At 65.7% G+C, this 19026-nt stretch carries 18 protein-coding genes; 12 read left to right on the forward strand and 6 right to left on the reverse strand.

Annotated elements, in window-relative coordinates; translation table 11 throughout:
* Window positions 1-2 precede the first annotated feature (2 nt).
* A complete protein-coding gene (locus VHP37_18270; protein HEX2828305.1) occupies window positions 3-863 on the forward strand; it encodes an alpha/beta hydrolase in 861 nt (286 codons plus the stop codon).
* Between the two features lie 58 nt (window positions 864-921).
* On the opposite strand, the gene aspA is transcribed toward VHP37_18270, so the two are convergent.
* Entirely contained in the window at window positions 922-2355 is a 1434-nt protein-coding gene (aspA, locus tag VHP37_18275) for an aspartate ammonia-lyase (protein ID HEX2828306.1), read from the reverse strand.
* 143 nt (window positions 2356-2498) lie between these two features.
* Between aspA and VHP37_18280 the strand changes: the two genes are divergently transcribed.
* The 4 genes from VHP37_18280 (at window position 2499) to VHP37_18295 (ending at window position 5761) form a co-directional block, all read left to right on the forward strand.
* Window positions 2499-3410, forward strand: coding sequence for an amino acid ABC transporter substrate-binding protein (locus VHP37_18280; GenBank protein HEX2828307.1), 912 nt, complete (start codon window positions 2499-2501; stop codon window positions 3408-3410).
* 72 nt (window positions 3411-3482) lie between these two features.
* Window positions 3483-4238, forward strand: coding sequence for an amino acid ABC transporter permease (locus VHP37_18285; GenBank protein ID HEX2828308.1), 756 nt, complete (start codon window positions 3483-3485; stop codon window positions 4236-4238).
* Complete coding sequence (locus VHP37_18290; GenBank protein ID HEX2828309.1) at window positions 4238-4930, forward strand: amino acid ABC transporter permease; 693 nt, start codon at window positions 4238-4240, stop codon at window positions 4928-4930. Before VHP37_18285 ends, VHP37_18290 begins: the two co-directional genes overlap by 1 nt.
* A gap of 102 nt (window positions 4931-5032) precedes the next feature.
* Complete coding sequence (locus tag VHP37_18295; protein ID HEX2828310.1) at window positions 5033-5761, forward strand: amino acid ABC transporter ATP-binding protein; 729 nt, start codon at window positions 5033-5035, stop codon at window positions 5759-5761.
* 15 nt (window positions 5762-5776) lie between these two features.
* Here VHP37_18295 and argE read toward each other — a convergent pair whose 3' ends face one another.
* A complete protein-coding gene (argE, locus tag VHP37_18300; protein ID HEX2828311.1) occupies window positions 5777-6937 on the reverse strand; it encodes an acetylornithine deacetylase in 1161 nt (386 codons plus the stop codon).
* A gap of 96 nt (window positions 6938-7033) precedes the next feature.
* On the opposite strand from argE, the gene VHP37_18305 reads away from it, so the two are divergent.
* The 5 genes from VHP37_18305 to VHP37_18325 all read left to right on the forward strand — a co-directional run bounded on the left by VHP37_18305 (window position 7034) and on the right by VHP37_18325 (window position 12398).
* The gene (locus VHP37_18305) at window positions 7034-8599 is read left to right on the forward strand and encodes an ABC transporter substrate-binding protein (protein ID HEX2828312.1); all 1566 of its coding nucleotides are present in this window, start codon (window positions 7034-7036) and stop codon (window positions 8597-8599) included.
* Window positions 8600-8652: 53 nt separating this feature from the next.
* Window positions 8653-8865 (forward strand): DUF559 domain-containing protein, encoded by a 213-nt coding sequence (locus VHP37_18310; protein HEX2828313.1) that lies wholly within the window; start codon window positions 8653-8655, stop codon window positions 8863-8865.
* A gap of 77 nt (window positions 8866-8942) precedes the next feature.
* On the forward strand, window positions 8943-10469 hold the full coding sequence (locus VHP37_18315) for an ABC transporter substrate-binding protein (GenBank protein HEX2828314.1): 1527 nt from the start codon (window positions 8943-8945) through the stop codon (window positions 10467-10469).
* 55 nt (window positions 10470-10524) lie between these two features.
* Entirely contained in the window at window positions 10525-11502 is a 978-nt protein-coding gene (locus tag VHP37_18320) for an ABC transporter permease (protein ID HEX2828315.1), read from the forward strand.
* Window positions 11499-12398 (forward strand): ABC transporter permease, encoded by a 900-nt coding sequence (locus VHP37_18325; GenBank protein ID HEX2828316.1) that lies wholly within the window; start codon window positions 11499-11501, stop codon window positions 12396-12398. The genes VHP37_18320 and VHP37_18325 overlap by 4 nt, the downstream gene beginning before the upstream one ends.
* Window positions 12399-12464: 66 nt before the next feature.
* Here the strand turns inward: VHP37_18325 and VHP37_18330 are convergent, their stop codons facing one another.
* On the reverse strand, window positions 12465-13445 hold the full coding sequence (locus tag VHP37_18330) for a tripartite tricarboxylate transporter substrate-binding protein (protein HEX2828317.1): 981 nt from the start codon (window positions 13443-13445) through the stop codon (window positions 12465-12467).
* A 128-nt stretch (window positions 13446-13573) separates the two neighbouring features.
* On the opposite strand from VHP37_18330, the gene typA reads away from it, so the two are divergent.
* Together typA and VHP37_18340 are read left to right on the forward strand one after the other, a co-directional pair.
* Window positions 13574-15388: a translational GTPase TypA gene (gene typA / locus VHP37_18335; GenBank protein ID HEX2828318.1), complete on the forward strand. Its 1815-nt coding sequence runs from the start codon at window positions 13574-13576 to the stop codon at window positions 15386-15388.
* 202 nt (window positions 15389-15590) lie between these two features.
* The gene (locus VHP37_18340; GenBank protein ID HEX2828319.1) at window positions 15591-15992 is read left to right on the forward strand and encodes a group II truncated hemoglobin; all 402 of its coding nucleotides are present in this window, start codon (window positions 15591-15593) and stop codon (window positions 15990-15992) included.
* Between the two features lie 3 nt (window positions 15993-15995).
* On the opposite strand, the gene VHP37_18345 is transcribed toward VHP37_18340, so the two are convergent.
* The 3 genes from VHP37_18345 to VHP37_18355 all read right to left on the reverse strand — a co-directional run bounded on the left by VHP37_18345 (window position 15996) and on the right by VHP37_18355 (window position 18979).
* Window positions 15996-16643 carry a methyltransferase domain-containing protein gene (locus VHP37_18345; GenBank protein ID HEX2828320.1) on the reverse strand — a complete coding sequence of 216 codons (648 nt, stop codon included), beginning with the start codon at window positions 16641-16643 and terminating at the stop codon, window positions 15996-15998.
* A gap of 63 nt (window positions 16644-16706) precedes the next feature.
* Window positions 16707-17186 (reverse strand): SET domain-containing protein-lysine N-methyltransferase, encoded by a 480-nt coding sequence (locus VHP37_18350; protein HEX2828321.1) that lies wholly within the window; start codon window positions 17184-17186, stop codon window positions 16707-16709.
* 65 nt (window positions 17187-17251) lie between these two features.
* On the reverse strand, window positions 17252-18979 hold the full coding sequence (locus tag VHP37_18355; GenBank protein ID HEX2828322.1) for an IlvD/Edd family dehydratase: 1728 nt from the start codon (window positions 18977-18979) through the stop codon (window positions 17252-17254).
* Between the last annotated feature and the right edge of the window lie 47 nt (window positions 18980-19026).

Below are 19026 nucleotides of genomic sequence, written 5' to 3' on the forward strand. Positions count from 1 at the left end.
TCATGAAACCGAGCACTTCCGCATACCATCCGATCCGCGGGCTGCAGTATCACGTGCGGACGTGGGGCGATCCTGCGGCGCCGAAGATGTTCCTGCTCCACGGCTGGATGGACGTGTCGGCGTCGTTCCAGTTCTTCGTCGACTGCCTGACGCGCGACTGGCACGTGATCGCCCCCGACTGGAGAGGCTTCGGCCTCACCGACTGGGCGCGCGAAGGCTACTGGTTCCCCGATTACTACGCCGATCTCGACGCCCTGCTCGCCCTGTATCAGCCGGACTCGCCCGTGCTGCTCGTCGGCCACAGCATGGGCAGCAACATCGCCGGGACGTATGCGGGACTGCGCCCGCAGCGCGTCGCGAAGCTCGTCCTGCTCGAAGGCCTGGGGATGCGCCGCACCGACCCGTCGGGAGCGCCCGAGCGCATCGTCGACTGGATGGACGCGCAGATCGAAGCACCGCGCTTCGCGCCCTATGCGTCGTTTTCACAGCTAGCCGCGCGCCTGAAGCGCAACAATCCGCGGTTGCCCGACGACAAGGCCGAGTTCCTCGCGCGCCATTGGGGCCGCGAGACGACGGACGGCAAAGTGGAGCTGCGCAGCGATCCGCGGCACAAGGCCGCGAACCCCTATCTCTATCGCATCGAGGAAGCGCTCGCGTGCTGGCGGCGCATCACCGCGCCGGCGCTGTTCGTCGAAGGGCGCGACTCGCACATCCGCGCGTGGCTCAAGGACCATCCCGAGCAGTACGCGGAGCGCAAGGCGGCTTTCAGGGACTTGCAGGAAGCGGAGCTCGAGGACTGCGGGCACATGATGCATCACGATCAACCGGCGAGGCTCGCGCAAACAATCGAAGCTTTCCTGTAGCGCAGGCGCCCTCGCCTGCCTTATCCCGGCGCCCTTTACTGCAGGCGAGGCGCCTGCGCTACGGGGCCGCGGCGTCCGGCGGGAGCGTGAGCGGCCTCGGTTGGGTCAGCACTTCCGGCCGCAGAACTTCGTCGAGCTGTTCCTTGGACATCCAGCCTTTTTCGAGCACGAGCGCGTAGACGCTCTTGCCGGTCTCGTGCGCTTCCTTGGCGACCGCGCTCGTGCGCTCGTAGCCGATGTAGGGGTTGAGCGCAGTGACGATGCCGATCGAGTTCTCGACCATGCGCCGCAGGTGCTGCTGGTTGGCGGTGATGCCTTTGACGCAGCGCTGCGCGAGCGTGAGGCAGCCCGCGCGCAGGTGCTTCAAATCCTTGAACAGGCTGTGCGCGATGATCGGCTCGAACGCGTTGAGCTGGAGCTGGCCCGCTTCCGCCGCGAAGCTCACCGTCACGTCGTTGCCGATCACCTCGAACGCGATCTGGTTCACCACCTCGGGGATCACCGGGTTCACCTTGCCCGGCATGATCGACGAGCCCGCTTGCATCGCCGGCAGGTTGATCTCGTTCAGGCCCGCGCGCGGCCCCGAAGACAGGAGCCGCAGGTCGTTGCAGACCTTGGACAGCTTTACCGCGACGCGCTTGAGCACGCCCGAGAGCTGCACGAACGCGCCGCAGTCCTGCGTCGCTTCGACGAGGTTCACGGCGACGATGAGGTCGATCCCGGTCACCTCGGACAGCTTGCGGGTCACGGTCTCCGCGTACTTCGGGTGCGCGTTGATGCCGGTGCCGATCGCGGTCGCGCCCATGTTGATCTCGTGGATGAGCAGCGCCGCCTCCTTCAGGCGCTGCTCGTCTTCCGACAGCATGACCGCATAGGTCGAGAACTCCTGACCGAGCGTCATCGGCACCGCGTCCTGGAGCTGGGTGCGGCCCAGCTTGAGCACGTCCCTGAACTCTTCCGCTTTTTCCTCGAACGCGTGCCTGAGCTCCGCCATCGCCTCGCCGAGCCGCTGTATTCCGAAATCCAATGCGACTTTCACCGCGGTCGGGTAGACGTCGTTGGTGCTCTGGCTCATGTTGACGTGCTCGACCGGGTGCAGGAACCGGTATTCGCCTTTGTCGCGGCCCATGATCTCGAGGCCGCGGTTGGCGATGACCTCGTTGGCGTTCATGTTGGTCGAGGTGCCCGCGCCGCCCTGGATGACGTCGACCACGAACTCGTCGAGCAGCATGCCGTCCCGGATGTCAACGCAGGCGCGGGTGATCGCGTTGGTTTTCTCCTCGTCGAGCAGCCCGAGCTCGTAGTTGGCGAGCGCCGCCGCTTCCTTCACGCAGGCGAGCGCGACCACGAGATCGGGGTAAATGGAAATGGGTGTGTCGCTGATCGCGAAGTTCTCGAGCGCGCGCAGGGTGTGGACGCCGTAATAGGCGGCGGCAGGGACCGAGCGCTCGCCGAGGAGGTCGTGCTCCCGCCGGAATGGGGACGAAGTCATAGGTGCTTACCTTGATACATTTCGGTGCCGCAGACGCAAGGGTAGTGCCATGCTAGACAACCCGGAGGCCTTCGGCTAGATTGGCGCTGCCAAGTCGTTAAATCTCCATAACTAATCCGGCTTCGTGCCAGGAGGATTCCCGCATGAAACGCTTCACTGCACTGGCGCTGGCGCTGGCCGCCTGCGTCGGGTTTACCAACGCCAACGCAGCCGAGCAGTCCGGCACGCTCAAGAAGATCCACGACAGCGGCTCGATCACCATCGGCCATCGCGACGCTTCGATCCCGTTCTCCTACTACGACGACAAGCAGCAGCCCATCGGCTTCGCCATGGATCTCTGCCTGCGCGTGGTCGACGCGATCAAGCAGGAGCTGAAGATGCCCAAGCTCGACGTCAAGTACCAGCTGGTCACGTCGGCGAACCGCATCCCGCTCATGGCGAACGGCACCATCGACCTGGAGTGCGGCTCGACGACCAACAACGCCGCGCGCCAGAAGGAAGTCGCCTTCACCATAACGCACTTCCTCACCGCCAACCGCATCGTCAGCAAAAAATCGGCGAACCTGAAATCGGAAGCGGACCTCAAGGGCAAGACGATGGTGTCGACCTCGGGCACCACCAACATCAAGCAGCTCACCGACCTCAACACGTCCAAGAACATGGGGATGAACATCATCCCGGCGAACGGCCACCCCGAAGCGTTCCAGATGGTCGAGACCGGCCGCGCGGTCGGCTTCGTGATGGACGACATCCTGCTCTACAGCCTGGTCGCCTCGTCGCGCAATCCGTCCGAGTTCGTGATCTCGGACTTCGCGCTGTCGCTGCCCGAGCCGTACGGCATCATGCTCCGCCGCGACGATCCGGCGTTCAAGAAAGTGGTCGACAACGCCATGAGCCGCATCTACAAGAGCGGCGAAGCGGCGAAGCTCTACGAGAAGTGGTTCCTCAAGCCGATCCCGCCGAAGAACATCAACCTGAACGTTCCGCTGTCGTCGCAGATGAAGAACCTCTTCGCGAACCCGACCGATTCGCCCGATCCGCACGCGTACAAGTAACGAGCGGCCGCTCACACGGGGGACCTCGCAGGTCCCCCGTTTCGTTTGTGACCATCGGGTAAGGGGACCCGCTTGAAGTACAACTGGCAGTGGGGCGTGTATCTCCAGCCGGCCACGGACGGCTCGGGACCGTGGATTCAGTATCTGCTCGTCGGCCTCGTGTGGACGCTCGCGACCGCGCTGTCGGCGTGGGTCATCGCGCTGGTCATCGGCTCGATCGTCGGCACGCTGCGCACGACGCCGATGAAGTGGGTGGTGCGCATCGGCAACGCCTACGTCGAGATCTTCCGCAACGTTCCCCTGCTGGTGCAGATGTTCCTCTGGTTCTTCGTGATGCCGGAGCTCCTGCCGCAGCAGCTCGGGGACGCGGTCAAGCAGATGGCGCCGCCGTGGGGCTCGTTCCTGCCCGCCGTGCTCTGTCTCGGGCTGTATACGTCGGTGCGGGTCGCCGAGCAGGTTCGCGCGGGCATACAGTCGCTGCCGCGCGGCCAGATGATGGCGGCGACCGCGCTCGGCCTCACCATGCCGCAGGCCTATCGCTTCGTCGTGCTGCCGATGGCGTTCCGCATCATCCTGCCTCCGCTCACCTCCGAGTTCCTCAACATCATCAAGAACTCGTCGGTCGCGCTGACCATCGGCCTGCTCGAGCTCACCGGGCGAGCGCGCGCGATGCAGGAGTTCACCTTCAAGGTCTTCGAAGCGTTCGCGGCGGCGACGGTGATCTATCTGCTCACCAACCTCATCGTCGTGCTGCTCATGCGCGTGCTCGAGCGCAAGGTGCGCGTGCCGGGCTTCATCGGCTCCGCGCCGACCGGCGGAGGCCATTGATGTTCGCCGGCTACGATTTCGACGTCATCGCGCGCTCGTGGCAGTACCTCTTCCGCGAGGGCATGACGTTCACGCTCACGCTCACGGTGATGGCGATGACCGGCGGCATCATCTTCGGCACGCTGCTCGCGATGATGCGTCTCTCCGGCCTGAAGGTGCTCGGCACGGTCGCCGGCGGCTACGTGAACCTGATGCGCTCGGTGCCGCTGCTGCTGGTCATCTTCTGGTTCTACTTTCTCGTGCCGTATATCGCGGCGTGGATCGTCGGCGCCTCCCAGCCGATCGCGGTCGGCGCGTTCTGGTCGTGCGTCATCACGTTCACGATGTTCGAGGCGGCGTACTACTCCGAGATCATGCGTGCGGGCATCCAGTCGATCCCGCGCGGCCAGGTCGCGGCGGGCCAGGCGCTCGGCTTGAACTACTGGCAGGTGATGGGCCACGTCGTGCTGCCGCAGGCGTTCCGCAACATGCTGCCGGTGCTGCTCACGCAGACCATCATCCTGTTCCAGGACACCTCGCTCGTGTACGTGATCTCGGTGACCGATTTCTTCGGTGCGGCGGCCAAGATCGCCAACCGCGATTACCGGCTGGTCGAGATGTACACCTTCTGCGCGGTGGTCTACTTCGTCATCTCGTTCTCGCTGTCGTACCTGGTGAAGGTACTTCAGCGCCGCATTGCGATCGTCAGGTGAGATGGTTTATCGACCAACGACCCACCCCCACCCCCGACCCCTCCCCCTGGGGGGGAGGGGAAATTCGAGGTGCGTCCTACGGACGCACGGAGCGAAGTTCCCATGATCGAATTTAAGAACGTCAGCAAGTGGTACGGCAGCTTCCAGGTCCTGAAGAACTGCTCGACGCGGGTCGAGAAGGGCCAGGTCGTCGTGGTTTGCGGGCCGTCGGGCTCGGGGAAATCGACGCTGATCAAGTGCGTGAACGGGCTCGAGCCTTTCCAGGAAGGCGAGATCGTCGTCAACGGCGAATCGGTCGGCAACAAGGGCGCGAACCTCAACAAGCTGCGCTCGAACATCGGCATGGTGTTCCAGCACTTCGAGCTTTTTCCCCACATGAGCGTCGTCGACAACCTCAACATCGGGCAGATCAAGGTGAAGGGGCGCAACCGCGAGGACGCGACGGCGAAATCGATGGCGCTCCTGAAGCGCGTCGGCCTCGAAGCGCACTCGGCCAAGTTTCCCGGCCAGCTCTCCGGCGGTCAGCAGCAGCGCGTGGCGATCGCGCGCGGGCTCGCGATGGACCCGATCGCGATGCTCTTCGACGAGCCGACCTCCGCGCTCGACCCGGAGATGATCAACGAGGTGCTGGACGTCATGGTCGGGCTCGCGCACGAAGGCATGACGATGATGGTGGTCACCCACGAGATGGGCTTCGCGCGCAAGGTCGCGAACCGCGTGATCTTCATGGACCAGGGCGAGATCGTCGAGGACGCGTCGAAGGACGAGTTCTTCGGCAGCCCGCGCTCGGAGCGCGCGCAGGTGTTCCTGTCGAAGATCCTGCAGCACTGACGCGCTGCGCCGGCATCAAACCAAACGGTCGAGGAGCTTGCGGAGGAACGCTTCGCACGCCTCGACCTGCGCGATCTCGACGTACTCGTTCGGCTTGTGCGCCTGGAGGATGGAGCCGGGACCGCAGACGACCGACGGCATGCCCGCGCGCTGGAACTGCGAGGCTTCGGTGCCGTAGGAAACCTTGCCGATCTCGGCATTTCCCGTGAGCTCCTGCACGAGGCCGACGATGGGCGACTCGGGCCCTGCATCGAGCGCCGGGATCTCCGAAAGCTGAGCGATCCTGAAGCCCGAGTCGGGATCGATCCCGTGCATCTCCGGCTCGATATCGCGGCCGATGTGCAACTTCAGCTCGTCGAGCAGCGCGTCGGGGTCCTCGCCGGGCAGATACCTGAACTCGAAGTCGAACGTGCACTCGTGCGGGACGATATTGAGCGCGGTGCCGCCGCGCACGACGCCGGTGTGCACGGTGGTGTGCGGCACGTCGAAGCCGTGGTCGTGCGGTCCCTGATCGCGGAAGCGCCGCGCCATGCGCTTCAGATACGCGATCGCCTCGGCGGCCGCTTCGACCGCGTTGACCGCGGTAGGGGCGTAGGCGGAATGGGATGCGCGCCCGCGCACGTCGCAGCGATAGCTGCGCTTGCCCTTGTGAGCGATCACCGGCGACATCAGCGTCGGCTCGCCGACGACGCAGCCCGAAGGCTTGACGCCCGCGCGCACCACGTCGTCGATGAGGCGCCCGACCCCGATGCAGCCCACTTCCTCGTCGTACGACAGCGCGACGTGCAGCGGCTTGTCCAGACGCGGCGCGTACTCGGGCAGCAACGCGAGGACGATCGCGATGAAGCTTTTCATGTCGGACGTGCCGCGGCCGTAGAGGCGGCCGTCCTTCTCGGCGAGCTGAAAAGGATCGGTGTCCCACGCCTGCCCCTCCACCGGCACCACATCGGTATGCCCCGAAAGCACCAGTCCGCCGTCGGTGCGCGGCCCCAGCGTCGCGAAGAGATTGGCCTTGCGGCGCTCGTCGTCGAAGGTGAGGCGGATGTCGGCGCCGAGCCGCGCCAGGTGCTCGCGCGCGAAGTCGATGAGCGCGAGGTTGGAATCCCGGCTCACCGTCGGAATGCCGATGAGCTTCGCGATCATGTCGATCGCGGGTGAGCTTGCGTTCGTAACCATCGGGCCAGCATAGGTGCGCGTCACCGCGGCGTCAACGCCGCTGTGGCGGGTATGTTGTGCGGTATGCTTGCGCGAAACGTTCGGGGAGCCTCGTCCATGAGAATCGTCGCACTCGCGCTGTACTTGGTCGCTGTCGCCTTCGTTTCTCCCGTCGCCCGCGCGGCGGACCTGAGCCTCGCGCTCTCCGCCGACGTGACGTCGATGGATCCGCACTTCCACAACCTCACGCCGAACATCAACGTCGGCAGCCACGTCTTCGAGACCCTGGTCGCCAAGGACGCGCGCGGCAAGCTCGTGCCGGCGCTGGCCGAATCGTGGCGCACGATCGACGATGTCACGTGGGAGTTCAAGCTGCGCAGAGGCGTGAAGTTCCACGACGGCTCGGACTTCACCGCGGCGGACGTGGCGTTCAGCATCGACCGCGTGCCGACGGTGCCCAACAGTCCGTCTCCGTTCACGACGTACACCAAGCAGATCACCGAGAAGCAGATCGTCGATCCGTACACCATCCGCTTCAAGACCGCGGCGCCCTACCCGCTCATGCCGAACGACATGAGCACGGTCCTGATCGTCTCGTCGCGAGCCGCGAAAGGGGCGACGACCGACGATTTCAACAGCGGCAAGGCGACGATAGGCACGGGCCCGTTGCGCTTCGTGCGCTGGCAGAAAGGCAACCGCATCGAGCTCTCGCGGTTCGACGGCTACTGGGGAGCGAAGGAGCCGTGGGACCGCGTGACCTTGCGCATCATCACGTCCGATCCGACGCGCGTGGCGTCGCTGCTCTCGGGCGAAGTGCGCGCGATCGAGAACGTGCCGACCGCCGACCTCGCGCGCATCTCCAAACAGCCCGATCTCTCGGTCTATCGGATCGTGTCGCACCGGATCATGTACCTGCACGTCGACTCGCATCGCGACGTCTCGCCGTTCGTCGCCGACAAGGCCGGCAAGCCGCTGCCGAAGAATCCGCTCAAGGACGTGCGCGTGCGCCGCGCGATCTCCAAGGCGATCAACCGGCAGGCGCTGGTCGAGCGCGTCATGGAAGGCGCGGCGCGGCCGTCCGGACAACTCATGCCGGAAGGGATGTTCGGCTGGTCGTCGGCGCTGAAGGCCGAGCCGTACGACCCTGACGGCGCGAAGAAGCTGCTCGCCGAAGCGGGGTATCCCGACGGCTTCGGGCTGACGATCCACGGCCCCAACGACCGCTACGTCAACGACGACCAGATCGCGCAGGCGATCGCGCAGATGCTGTCGCGCGTGGGCATCGCGACCCGGGTCGAGACCATGCCTTCGGCGGTGTATTTCAGCCGCGCGAACAAGCTCGAGTTCTCGCTGATGCTCGTCGGCTGGGGTTCCGATACGGCCGAGGCCTCGTCGCCGCTCAAGGCGCTGCTCGCGACCTACAGCGCCGAGAAAGGCATGGGGCAGGCGAACCGCGGCCGCTATTCGAGCGCGAAGTTGGACGCGCTGCTCGCGCAGGCGCTCGCGACCGTCGACGACGCCAGGCGCGAGAAGCTCCTGCAGGACGCGACCGCCATCGCGATGGCCGACGTCGGCATCGTGCCGCTCTACCACCAGGAAAGCATCTGGGCCACCCGCAAAGGCGTCGTCTACACCCCGCGCGCCGACGAGCGGACGTTCGCGTTCGAGTTCAGGCCGCAGTAAAACTCTCCCTCCCCCTCAGGGGGAGGGCCGGGGTCCGCAAGCTGCGTTCGAACATGACGGACGCGGAGCAAAAGCTCTGGCGTGAGCTGCGGAAGGTCGGCCAACATGCCGAGCAGTCGCACTACGATGAAGCGCGCACTGCGTACCTGAATTCTTGTGGCTATGTGGTATTACGATTCTCCGATCGCGACGTGCTCACCGCGATCGATTCGGTGAAGGAAGCGATTTGGAACGCATTGCAGCAGAAAACCCCACCCCCACCCTAACCCTCCCCCTGAAGGGGAGGGGATGTTCGTCGCGCGCTCCGCGGCAATCGCTATGGCGTCGAATCTACATCCTATTCGTGCTGCTCATCACCACCCCCGCCTTCGCCGCCGAGCTTCGCATCGGCCTCTCCGCGGACGTGACGACGATGGATCCGCACTTCGTCGCGGCGCAGCCCAATCTCACGGTGCAGATGCACGTGTTCGAGGGGCTGGTGCGCATCGACGAAAAGGGCCGCGTGACGCCGGGGGTCGCGCAGTCGTGGTCGACGCCCGATCCGCTGACGTGGGAGTTCAAGCTGAGGCCCGGCGTGAAGTTCCACGACGGCTCGGAGCTGACCGCGGACGACGTCGTGTTCTCGCTGGAGCGGCCGCTGACGATCAAGGGCAGCCCGGGCGGTTTCGCGGCTTACGTCAAGCCGATCATCGCGAAGCAGGTCGTGGACAAACACACCCTTCGCCTCAAGACCGCGGCGCCGTACGGTCCGCTGCTTCAGGACCTCGCCCAGGTGCTGCTGGTGTCGAGGAAAGCCGCAACGAACGCGAGCAGCGAGGATTTCGACAGCGGCAAGGCCGCGATCGGCACCGGTCCTTTCAAGCTGGTGAAGTTCGCGCGCGGCGACCGCGTGCAACTCGCGCGCAACGACGCGTACTGGGCCGGCAAGCCCGAATGGGATTCGGTGTCGCTGCGCATCCTGCCGAGCGATCCCGCGCGCACCGCCGCGCTGCTCTCGGGCGAGGTCGATGCGATCGAGAACGTGCCGACCGCCGACCTCGCGCGCCTGAAGAAGAGCAGCGCGCACCGCCTCGCGCAGGCGGTGTCGTGGCGCACGATCCTGCTGCACCTCGACCAGGACCGCGTGCCGCCGCCGGGCGTCACCGACAAATCGGGCAAGCCGCTCGCCGCCAACCCGTTCAAGGACGCGCGCGTGAGGCTCGCGCTGTCGAAGTCGATCAACCGCCAGGCGATCGCCGAGCGCGTGATGGAAGGCCTGGCGATGCCCGCGGCGAACCCGGTCAGCCCGAGCGTGATCGGGCACGATCCGGCGGTGAAACCCGAAGCGTACGACGCCGAAGGCGCAAAGAAGCTGCTCGCGCAAGCCGGTTATCCGAACGGTTTCACCCTGACGCTCGCCACGCCCAACAACCGCTACATCAACGACGAGCAGGTCGCGCAGGCGGTGGCGCAGATGTTCTCGCGCATCGGCGTCACCACCAGGGTCGAAGCGCTGCCGTTGGCCGCGTACCTCGGGCGCGCGCGCAACCGCGAGTTCGGCGTCGCGCTGCTCGGATGGGGCTCGCTCGCGTCCGACCTCGCGCTGCGCTCGCTCGCCGCGACGACCAATCCGGACAAGGGCTGGGGCGCGTGGAACTGGGCGCGCTATTCGAGCCCTCAGCTCGACAAGCTCGTCGAGCAGTCGCTGACGACGGTCGATCCGGCCAGGCGCGAAGCCGCCGCGCGCGCCGCGAGCGCGTACGCCGCGAAAGAGGTCGTGTTCATCCCGCTGCACTATCAGGTCGCGACGTGGGCGATGAAGCGCAACCTCGATTACACCGCGCGGGTCGATGAGTTCACGTATGCGCACTTTTTCAGAACGGTGAAGTGACAAACAAAACCCACCCCCACCCTAACCCTCCCCCTGAGGGGGAGGGAATGTTTTTGTGCTGACCTACGTCCTGCGCCGCCTGGCGCAGAGCGCGCTCGTGCTCCTCGCGATGTCGGCGCTCGTGTTCGTCGGCGTCTACGCGATCGGCAACCCGGTGGATATCCTGATCAACCCGCAGGCCGATCAGGCGGAGATCGCGCGCGCGACCGCGGCGCTGGGGCTCGACAAACCCTTGCCGGTTCAATACTGGCATTTCCTTCAGGGCGCGCTCGGCGGCGAGCTCGGACGCTCGTTCTCGTCGAACGTGCCGGCGATGGATCTCATTCTCCAGCGCATGCCGGCGACGGTGGAGCTCGCGCTCGCGGCGATAGTGATCGCCCTCGTGCTCGGCCTGCCGCTGGGCCTGTGGGCAGGCCTGCATCCCGAATCCGCTTCCTCGAAAGCGATCATGGCCGGATCGATCGTCGGCTTTTCGCTGCCCACGTTCTGGGTCGGGCTGATGCTGATCATGGTGTTCTCGGTGTGGCTCGGCTGGCTGCCGCCGACCGGCCGCGGCGAGACGGTCGAAGTGCTCGGCATCGAAGTGAGCTTCCTCACGCTCGACGGCCTGCGCCACCTTGCGATGCCCGCGCTCAACCTCGCGCTGTTCAAGCTCGCGCTGCTCATCCGGCTCACGCGCGCCGGCACGCGCGAAGCGATGGTGCAGGACTACGTGCGATTCGCGCGCGCCAAAGGCGTGCCGGAGAAGACGATCGTGCGCGTGCACGTGCTGAAGAACATCCTGATACCGATCGTGACGGTGGTCGGTCTCGAGTTCGGCTCGGTCATCGCGTTCGCCATCGTCACCGAGACGATCTTCGCGTGGCCGGGGATGGGCAAGCTGCTGATCGACTCGATCAACGTGCTCGACCGTCCGGTGATCGTCTCTTACCTCCTCGTAATCGTGGTGCTCTTCGTGGTCATCAACCTCGTCGTCGACCTGCTCTACACCGCCCTCGATCCGCGCGTGCGCCTGAGCGGAGCGCGCGCATGAGCGCGGCCGCGCAAGCCGCCGGCGGACGCGCGCCGTCGCGCGAGCTCTTCGCGAGCTTCGCGCGCAACCGCATCGCGTTCGGCAGCCTCATCGTGCTCGCGGCGATCGTGCTGGCGGCGGTCCTCGCTTCGGTGATCGCGCCGCAGAACCCGTACGACCTCGCGCAGCTCGACATCCTCGATTCGAAGCTGCCGCCCGGCGCGCAGAGCATGGCCGGCAAGACCTACTGGCTCGGCACCGACGACCAGGGCCGCGACATGCTTTCGGGCATCCTCTACGGCCTGCGCATCAGCCTCGGGGTCGGCGTCACCTCGACCGTGATCGCGCTGACGCTGGGACTGCTGATCGGGCTCGCGGCGGGTTATGCCGGCGGCTGGGTCGACGGCCTCATCATGCGCATCGTCGACCTCCAGCTCTCGTTTCCGTCGATCCTGATCGCGCTGGTGCTGCTCGCGGTGCTCGGCCAGGGCGTCGACAAGATCGTGATCGCGCTGGTGGCCGTGCAGTGGGCGTATTACGCGCGGACGGTGCGCGGCTCGGCGATGGTGGAGAAGCGCAAGGAATACGTCGACGCGGCGCGGGTGATGGCGTACGGCCCGCTGCGCGTCCTCTATCGGCACATCCTGCCGAACTGCCTGCCGCCGCTCATCGTGGTCGCGACGGTGCAGGTCGCGCACGCGATCGCGCTCGAGGCGACGCTTTCTTTCCTGGGGCTGGGGATGCCGATCACCTCGCCGTCGCTGGGCCTGCTCATCGCGAACGGCTACGCGCACCTCTTGTCGGGGCGTTACTGGATCAGCTTCTTTCCTGGAGTGGCGCTGCTGGTGACGATCGTGGTGATCAACCTGGTCGGCGATCACCTGCGGGACGTGCTCAACCCGCGATTGCAGACGTAGGGTGCGTGGTAACGCACCGCTAAAGGCGCGGTGCGCTTGCGCGCACCCTACGGGGGATTCGCTGGATCAGTCGGCGTAGACGCCGGCCTTCTTGATGACCGGGCCCCACTTCGCGATCTCCGCGGCGAGGTGTTTCTGCAGGCTCTCCGGCGTCGCCTTGTCGGGGGTCACCGGCACCGAGCCGAGCTTGGCGAGGCCTTCCTTGAAGCCCGGATCGACGACGGCGGCCTTCAGCGCGGCGTTGAGCTTGTCGAGCGCGGCCTTGGGCGTGCCCTTCGGCGCGTACAGACCGTGCCACACGACCACGTCGAAGCCCTTGAGGCCCTGCTCCTGGAGCGTCGGCACCTGCGGCAGCGACGGCACGCGCTTCGGGCTCGTGACGCCGTAGACCTTGACGGCGCCGGACATGATCTGGCCGGTCGTGTTCGTGGTCTGGTCGCACATGAAGTCGATCTGGCCGCCCATCAGCGCGGTCATCGCCGGCCCCGTGCCGTTATAGGGAACGGTCTGCACGTCGGTCTGCATCGCGGAAAGGAGGAGCAGGCCGCACAGGTGCGATGCCGCACCGAGCCCGGCATTGCCGTAGTTGAGCTTGGTCTTGTTCTGCTGGATGTAGGACATGAAGTCCTTGAAGTTGTCGGGCGGCAGGCTCTTGCGCGCGATGACGGTCATCGGCACGTCGGCGATCTGTCCGATGTACTCGAAGTCTTTCAGCGGGTCGAAGGAAAGCTTGCGGTACAGCGCCGGAGCGGTCGACATCCCGATGTGGGCCAGCAGGATCATGTAACCGTCGGGTTTGGCGCGCGCGACCTTGCCCGCGGCAATGGTGCCGCCGGCGCCGACGGTGTTGTCGATCAGGACTTGCTGCTTCAGCGACTTCGACATCACCTGAGCGAGATGGCGACCCAGCGTGTCGGTGGGGCCGCCCGCGGCGAACGGGATCACCACGACCACCGGCTTGGTCGGGTATTCCTGCGCCGCCGCCGGGAACGCGGCCGCGGCGAACGCGGTCGCTGTCAGGAACGTTTTCATGATGCGAAATGCCATAGCTGTGTCTCCTCAGGTGGGGCCGTGATTATGAAGGGCAAAGTCGGCCCGAACTTTGCGTTGAAACAGGTAAATAGCACGACCTGTCATGGTATAATGGCCGGCTTTGCTCGTCACCAGGAACCTTAATGGCCCGCGCGCTCCGCAACATCGCCATCATCGCCCACGTCGACCACGGCAAGACCACGCTCGTGGACAAGTTGCTGCGCCAGTCAGGCACGTTTGCGGCACACCAGCACGTCGAAGAACGCGTGATGGACTCGAACGATATCGAGAAGGAGCGCGGGATCACCATCCTCGCGAAGAACTGCGCCGTCACCTATGACGGGACGCACATCAATATCGTGGACACGCCCGGGCACGCCGATTTCGGCGGCGAGGTCGAGCGCGTGCTGTCGATGGTCGACAGCGTGCTGCTGCTGGTGGACGCGGTCGAGGGGCCCATGCCGCAGACGCGCTTCGTCACGCGTAAGGCGCTGGCGCTGGGCCTGAAGCCGATCGTCGTCGTCAACAAGGTGGACCGCTCCGGCGCGCGTCCGGACTGGGTGATCAACCACACCTTCGACCTGTTCGACAAGCTCGGGGCGACCGAGGAGCAGCTCGATTTCCCGGTGATCTACGCCTCCGCGCTGGAAGGCTGGGCGACCGACGACCTGTCGAAGAAGAGCCCCGACATGAAGCCGCTCTTCGACGCGATCCTCAAGTACGTGCCGGTGCGCGACGACGATCCCGACGGCCCGCTCCAGCTCCAGATCTCCTCGCTCGATTACTCGAGCTACGTCGGCCGTATCGGCATCGGCCGCATCAAGCGCGGCCGCATCCGCCCGGGCCAGCAGGTCCTGGTGCTCAACGGCGACAAGCCGCCGGTCAATGCGAAGATCAATCAGGTGCTGAGTTTCGAAGGCCTCGAGCGCGTGGTCGTCGACGAAGCGCAGGCCGGCGACATCGTGCTCATCAACGGCGTCGAGGAAGTCGGCATCGGCGTCACGATCGCCGATCCGAACCAGCCCGAAGCGCTGCCGCTGCTGAAAGTCGACGAGCCCACGCTCACCATGAACTTCCAGGTGAACACTTCGCCGCTCGCCGGCCGCGAGGGCAAGTTCGTCACCAGCCGCCAGCTTCGCGAGCGCCTCCAGCGCGAGCTGATGGCGAACGTCGCGCTGCGCGTGAACGACACCGCCGACGCCGACATCTTCGAAGTGTCGGGACGCGGCGAGCTGCACCTCACGATCCTGCTGGAGAACATGCGCCGCGAAGGCTACGAGCTCGCGGTATCGCGTCCGCGCGTGGTCATCAAGGAAGTGAACGGCGAGAAGCAGGAGCCGTACGAGATGCTCACCGTCGACGTGGAAGAAGACCACCAGGGCGGCGTCATGGAAGCGCTGGGGCTGCGCCGCGGCGACCTCCAGGACATGCAGCCCGACGGCAAGGGGCGCGTGCGCCTCGACTATCGCATTCCCGCGCGCGGCCTCATCGGTTTCCAGTCGGACTTCCTGACCATGACTCGCGGCACCGGTCTCATGAGCCACGTCTTCGACGACTACGGCCCGATGAAGCCCGACATGGCCGAGCGCCGCAACGGCGTGCTGATCTCGGGCGAGGACGGTGCGGCGGTCGCCTACGCGCTGTGGAAGCTCCAGGACCGCGGCCGGATGTTCTCGAGCCCGGGCGATCCGCTGTACGAAGGCATGATCATCGGCATCCACAGCCGCGACAACGACCTCGTGGTGAACCCGATCAAAGGCAAGCAGCTCACCAACATCCGCGCCTCGGGTACCGACGAAGCGGTCCGCCTCGTGCCGCCGATCCAGGTGACCCTCGAGTCCGCGATCGAGTTCATCGCCGACGACGAGCTGGTGGAGATCACGCCCAAGTCGATCCGCATCCGCAAGCGGTTCCTCAAGGAGCACGAGCGCAAGCGCGCTTCGCGCGAAGCGGCTTAAGGCGTAAGTGACCGCCAAGGACGCGAAGGACGCCAAGGAAACCTGAACGGTCATCGCAAGGCGCGAAGCGCCGTGGCGATCCCGTGGCGCGCACACGGCCTTTCGTTCGTAACGCGATTGCTTCGTCGCTGGCGCTCCTCGCAATGACGTACTTGATTTTCCTTGGCGTCCTTTGCGGTTAAACAGCTTTTAGATTTTCGTAATGTCAGCCCATCCCACTCCAGACGTCCCTCCTTACGACCTCCTCGGCGGCGAAGCCGCGGTCCGCAAGCTCGTCGACAGGTTCTACGACCTCATGGACGAGGTCCCGGAGTTCTATGTGGTGCGCAAGCTGCATCCCGCGGACCTCACCGGGTCGCGCGAGAAGCTCTTCATGTTCCTGTCGGGATGGCTGGGCGGCCCGCAGCTCTACGTGCAGAAGCACGGCCACCCGATGCTGCGCGCGCGGCACCTGCCGTTTTCCATCGGCGTCGCCGAGCGCGACGGCTGGATGGCGTGCATGAAGCAGGCGATGGAAGACTCCGAGGTCGACGAAGGGATGCGCGCCTGGCTGCTTCAGTCGCTGTTCGGGACGGCGGACTGGATGAGGAACCGGCCGGAATAAGGTTTACGGCTCGTGGCGCACGCCGTTGGTCTTGGCGTTCACACACTCCACGACGTGCCACATCCCCAGCGGCTTCACTTTCTGGTCGCGCTCCTTGATGAGCGGCCAGCCGTTGATGACCTCGTCCACCGAGAGATCGGTGCGAAAGCCGATCTTCACGCAGATCGGCGAGATCGCCTTCTCGACGAACGAGATGAGGGGCGAATCCTGGGTGAAGTGGTTGAGCAGCACGAGGCGCGCGCCGGGGCGTGAGACGCGCACCATCTCCGACATGAGCTTGCGATAGTCGGGGACGGCGGTGACGACGTACGCGGCGATGACGAGGTCGAAGCTGTCGTCGGGGAAGCTCATCTCCCCCGCATCCATCCTGAGGAGCTTCACGTTCGCGAGCCCCTCGTCCTTCACGCGCTCGGCAGCCTTGTCGAGCATCGCCTGCGAGAGATCGATCGCGGTGACGTCGGCGTGCCCGGGATACATCGGCAGGCACAGGCCGGTTCCGACGCCGACCTCGAGGACGCGCTCGCCCTCCGCTATGGTGAGGTTGCGGACGACGGCCTCGCGCGACTCCTGGAACACGCGCCCGAACACCCGATCGTAGACGCCGGCGTAGCTCGAATAAACCCGTTCCAAGTGGTCGCGATCGATGGCCATCCCTGTTCCGTTCTCGTTATTCGAGCGTCCGGGTGCTGCTGACGCCGCCGGCGCGGCGCACGTCTACCGCTTGCTGCCGAGCATCGTGCCGCGGCACTTGCGCGTCCCGCAGAAGCAGGCGTGCGCGCGTTTGACCGCGGCGGTGTGGCGTTCCTCGAGGATGAGGTTGTAATCGTAGGTGAGCTCGGCGCCGGCGGTGACGTCCTTGATCGTCGAGATGAAGATGCGGCCGTCGATCTCGTCGGCCTCGCAGTTGGGCGAGCACGAATGGTTGATGAAGCGCGACGAGTTGCCCCACTGGGTGGCGTCGATCACGACCTTGTCGTCCACCGCGAACAGCATGGTGTGCGGCGAATGCTCGTGCTCGGCCGCGTAACGGCGGTCGGCTTCCTTGTGAGAGATGCGCTCGCCGACGTATTCCATCAGCCGTGTGCCCTTGGGTATGTCGGCCAGCGCGAAGACGCCTTTGCCGTGTATGCCCGAGCGGCGAACGATGATGCGGCGCCCGGTTTTCGTGTCGCTATTGCCGTTGATGCGTGCCATGAGCCTTCAGATGCGAGTAGAGGCGCCGGATGAAGCGTTTGTTCAGTGCTTCGTGGGTTTGTTGTTCACCGCGACCTCGGGACGCTCATTGTAACCTTCGCGGCGAGAAAATCGAAGTCGCAACCCTGGTGCGCCTGCTGCACGGTATCGAGGAAGAGCTTGCGATAACCGCGATGCTGCTCGTCGTGCTGCGGAGGCTTCCATTGCTTGCGCCGCGCTTCGAGCTCGGCGTCTTCGACGAGCAGCTCCAGCTTGCGGCCGGGCACGTCGAGACGTATGCGATCGCCGTTCTTCACCAGCGCGAGCGGACCGCCGACCGCCGATTCGGGAGAGATGTGCAGCACGATCGATCCGAACGCGGTGCCGCTCATGCGCGCATCCGACATGCGCACCATGTCTTTCACGCCTTTCTCAGCGAGCTTCCGGGGTATCGGTATGTACCCTGCTTCCGGCATGCCCGGCGCGCCTTTCGGTCCGGCGTTCTTGAGCACGAGGATGTCGTCGGCGTTCACGTCGAGCTTCGGATCGTCGACTCGGTCCGCGAGATCCTCGAGCGACTCGAAGACGACCGCGCGTCCGGTGTGGGTCATGAGCTTCGCCGTCGCCGCGGCCTGCTTGATGATGGCGCCGTTCGGCGCGAGGTTGCCGCGCAGCACCGCGATGCCGCCGGTGCCGAAGATGGGATTGTCGCGGGGGCGGACCACGTCCTGCTTCTCGGGGATGCGCGCCGCCTCGATCTCGTCGCCCAGCGTACGGCCGGTGATCGTCTTCGCGTCCAGGTTCAGCAGCGGTTTCAGCTCGCGCAGGATGGTCGAGCAGCCGCCCGCCTCGTACAGATGCTCCATGTAATGTTGACCGGTCGGTTTCAGATCGACGAGCACCGGGGTCTCCTGCCCCATGCGGTCGAAAGCGTCGAGGTCGAGCTCGAAGCCGAGACGCCCCGCGACCGCCGCGAGGTGGACGATCGCGTTGGTCGAGCCGCCGATCGCGAGCAGCATGCGCAGCGCGTTCTCGATCGCCGCCGGGGTCATGATGTCCCTGGGCGTGAGACGCTCTTTCGCCAGCGCCACCGCCCGCGCGCCGGTCGCCTCGGCGTTGCGCAGCCGCTCGGCGAGCACCGCGGGGATCGCGGCGCCCCCGGGCAGCATCATGCCCATCGCTTCCGAGCAGAGCGCCATGGTGCTCGCGGTGCCCATCACCATGCACGTGCCCGCGGTGGGCGCGAGCTTGGCGTTCACCTCGTTGATCTCGGCGTCGTCGATCTCCTTGGCGCGGTAGCGCGCCCAGAAGCGGCGGCAGTCGGTGCACGCGCCGAGGCGCTCGCCTTTGTGGTTCCCGGTGAGCATCGGCCCGGTCACCATGAGGATCGCCGGGACGTTGGCGCTCGCCGCTCCCATGAGCAGCGCCGGCACGGTCTTGTCGCAGCCGCCGATCAGCACCGCGGAGTCGACCGGCTGCGCGCGGATCATCTCCTCGGCGTCGATCGCCATCAGGTTGCGCAGATACATGCTCGTCGGGTGGGCGAACGATTCGTGCAGCGTGATCGTCGGAAACTCGACCGGGAGGCCGCCCGCGAGCATCACCCCGCGCTTCACCGCCTCGATCAGGTCGGGAACGGTGCGATGGCACGCGTTGAAGCCGCTGAAGGTGTTGGTGATGCCGATGATGGGCCGCTCGAGCGCATCGTCGGTATAGCCCATCGCCTTGATGAACGCGCGGCGCAGGAAGAGCGAGAACTCCTCGTCGCCGTAAGCGGTGAGGTTGCGGCGCATGCCGCGCTTGTCGTTTGCCATGAGGGGATTCGAGGTAAAACGAGGGAAAGCGGCAGTTTACTCCGTAG

The organism is Burkholderiales bacterium (genome assembly GCA_036262035.1).
In the GTDB taxonomy this organism is placed as follows: domain Bacteria; phylum Pseudomonadota; class Gammaproteobacteria; order Burkholderiales; family SG8-41; genus JAQGMV01.

Coding starts and splice junctions, on each gene's coding strand:
- VHP37_18355 (HEX2828322.1), bottom strand. CDS start 18,979: ATGGCAAACGACAAGCGCGGCATGCGCCGCAACCTCACCGCTTACGGC.
- VHP37_18350 (HEX2828321.1), bottom strand. CDS start 17,186: ATGGCACGCATCAACGGCAATAGCGACACGAAAACCGGGCGCCGCATC.
- VHP37_18305 (HEX2828312.1), top strand. CDS start 7,034: ATGAGAATCGTCGCACTCGCGCTGTACTTGGTCGCTGTCGCCTTCGTT.
- VHP37_18290 (HEX2828309.1), top strand. CDS start 4,238: ATGTTCGCCGGCTACGATTTCGACGTCATCGCGCGCTCGTGGCAGTAC.
- VHP37_18340 (HEX2828319.1), top strand. CDS start 15,591: ATGTCAGCCCATCCCACTCCAGACGTCCCTCCTTACGACCTCCTCGGC.
- VHP37_18325 (HEX2828316.1), top strand. CDS start 11,499: ATGAGCGCGGCCGCGCAAGCCGCCGGCGGACGCGCGCCGTCGCGCGAG.
- VHP37_18295 (HEX2828310.1), top strand. CDS start 5,033: ATGATCGAATTTAAGAACGTCAGCAAGTGGTACGGCAGCTTCCAGGTC.
- VHP37_18310 (HEX2828313.1), top strand. CDS start 8,653: ATGACGGACGCGGAGCAAAAGCTCTGGCGTGAGCTGCGGAAGGTCGGC.
- VHP37_18280 (HEX2828307.1), top strand. CDS start 2,499: ATGAAACGCTTCACTGCACTGGCGCTGGCGCTGGCCGCCTGCGTCGGG.
- argE (HEX2828311.1), bottom strand. CDS start 6,937: ATGGTTACGAACGCAAGCTCACCCGCGATCGACATGATCGCGAAGCTC.
- aspA (HEX2828306.1), bottom strand. CDS start 2,355: ATGACTTCGTCCCCATTCCGGCGGGAGCACGACCTCCTCGGCGAGCGC.
- VHP37_18330 (HEX2828317.1), bottom strand. CDS start 13,445: ATGGCATTTCGCATCATGAAAACGTTCCTGACAGCGACCGCGTTCGCC.
- typA (HEX2828318.1), top strand. CDS start 13,574: ATGGCCCGCGCGCTCCGCAACATCGCCATCATCGCCCACGTCGACCAC.
- VHP37_18345 (HEX2828320.1), bottom strand. CDS start 16,643: ATGGCCATCGATCGCGACCACTTGGAACGGGTTTATTCGAGCTACGCC.
- VHP37_18270 (HEX2828305.1), top strand. CDS start 3: ATGAAACCGAGCACTTCCGCATACCATCCGATCCGCGGGCTGCAGTAT.